Annotated in this window: 2 protein-coding genes; both read right to left on the bottom strand. The window is 72.2% G+C overall.

Annotation, left to right across the window (positions count from 1 at the left end; genetic code table 11):
* Positions 1–72: 72 nt before the first annotated feature.
* Complete coding sequence (trpA, locus tag VGZ23_03130) at positions 73–921, bottom strand: tryptophan synthase subunit alpha (protein ID HEV2356588.1); 849 nt, start codon at positions 919–921, stop codon at positions 73–75.
* The coding region (locus tag VGZ23_03125; GenBank protein ID HEV2356587.1) for a tryptophan synthase subunit beta at positions 918–1,733 on the bottom strand (816 nt) is incomplete at its 5' end. The genes VGZ23_03125 and trpA, both read right to left, overlap by 4 nt.

Genomic DNA, 1,733 nt, shown 5'->3' with positions numbered 1-1,733 from the left:
CCGTCGCCGCCGTAGCGAAACAGATCTTCCGCTACCGCCAGCGACGCTGGCACAGGCTCGTCCGCAACCACCTCATGCCCAGCGGCCCTCGCTATGCCGCAGCAGGCCTTGGGCGCGGCGGACGCCGTCGGCGAGCTCGGCGGTGAGCTTCCGAACGGCGCCGAGTCCCGCGGCCTGGTCGGGCGCGTCGAGGATCGCCTTGACCATGGCGGCCCCGACGATCACGCCGTCGGCGAAGGCGGCCACCCGCGCGGCCTGGGCGGCGTTGGAGATGCCGATGCCGACGCAGACGGGGAGCTCGGTGGTCGCCCTGACGCGTCGCACCAGAGCGCCCGCGGCATCGCTGACGGACGCGCGGGTGCCGGTGACGCCCATCAGTGCCGAGGCGTAGACGAAACCCGAGCCGGCCGCGGTGATTTCCCGCAGTCGTTCGTCGGTGCTGCTCGGCGCGACCACGAAGACGGTGGCGAGGCCGTGCCCGGCCGCGTGATGGCGCCACGGCGCGGATTCCTGCACCGGCAGGTCGGGCAGGACGCAGCCCGCGCCCCCGGCCTCGGCCAGCTCGCTGGCGAAACGCTCGATGCCGTAGCGGGCGATCGGATTCCAGTACGACATCACCAGGACCGGCTTGCCCGTGGCCCGGTGCGCCTCCCGGACCGTCCGGATGACGTCGCTGATCCGGACGCCGCCGCGCAGGGCGATGTCGTCGGCGGTCTGGATTACCGGGCCGTCCAGCACCGGATCGCTGTGCGGCAGGCCGACCTCGACGACGTCGGCGCCGCTGGTCAGGACCGCCTGGATCGCGGCGATGCCCCCGTTGACGGTCGGGAAGCCGGCCGGCAGGTACGCGATGAGCGCGGCCCGGTTCTCCTGCCTCGCCCGGGCCAGGGTGCCGGCGAGCAGCCGGGTGTTCCCGCTCATCTCGGCAACCCCTCGACCGTGGCGGCGTCTTCGTGGTGACCGAAATAGCGGGCGGCGGTGTCCATGTCCTTGTCGCCACGGCCGGACAGGTTCACGAGGATCAGCGCGTCCGGGCCGAGCTCGGCGCCGACGTCGAGGGCGCCGGCGAGCGCGTGGGCGCTCTCGATCGCCGGGATGATGCCCTCGGTCGACGCCAGCAGCCGGAAGGCCCGCATCGCGGCGTCGTCGGTGACCGGACGGTACTCGCCGCGGCCGATGTCGTGCAGGTACGCGTGCTCAGGCCCGATGCCCGGATAGTCGAGCCCGGCCGAGATCGAGCAGGGCTCGGCGATCTGGCCCTCGTCGTCCTGCAGGACGTAGGAGCGCGACCCATGAAGGATGCCAGGCTCGCCGGCGGACAGCGACGCCGCGTGCTTCCCGGTCTCCACGCCGTGCCCGGCGGCCTCGCAGCCGATCAGGCGTACGCCCGCGTCCGGGAGGAAGGCGTGGAACAGGCCGATCGCGTTCGACCCTCCGCCGACACACGCGATCGCCGCATCCGGCAGCCGCCCGGTGCGCTCGAGGATCTGGCGGCGGGCCTCCACACCGATCACCCGCTGGAAATCACGGATCATGGCCGGGAAGGGATGCGGACCGGCGACCGTGCCGAAGAGATAGTGCGTGGTCTCGACGCTGGCAACCCAGTCACGGAACGTCTCGTTGATGGCGTCCTTGAGGGTGCGGGAGCCGGAGGTGACCGGAATCACCTGGGCGCCGAGCATCCTCATCCGCGCCACGTTGAGCGCCTGGCGGCGAGTGTCGATCTCGCCCAT

It is taken from the genome of bacterium (genome assembly GCA_035945995.1).
In the GTDB taxonomy this organism is placed as follows: Bacteria; Sysuimicrobiota; Sysuimicrobiia; order Sysuimicrobiales; family Segetimicrobiaceae; genus DASSJF01.
Note: the sequence above shows the minus strand (reverse complement) of the source record. Positions and strands in the feature narration are given on the sequence as shown.

Coding starts and splice junctions, on each gene's coding strand:
- trpA (HEV2356588.1), bottom strand. CDS start 921: ATGAGCGGGAACACCCGGCTGCTCGCCGGCACCCTGGCCCGGGCGAGG.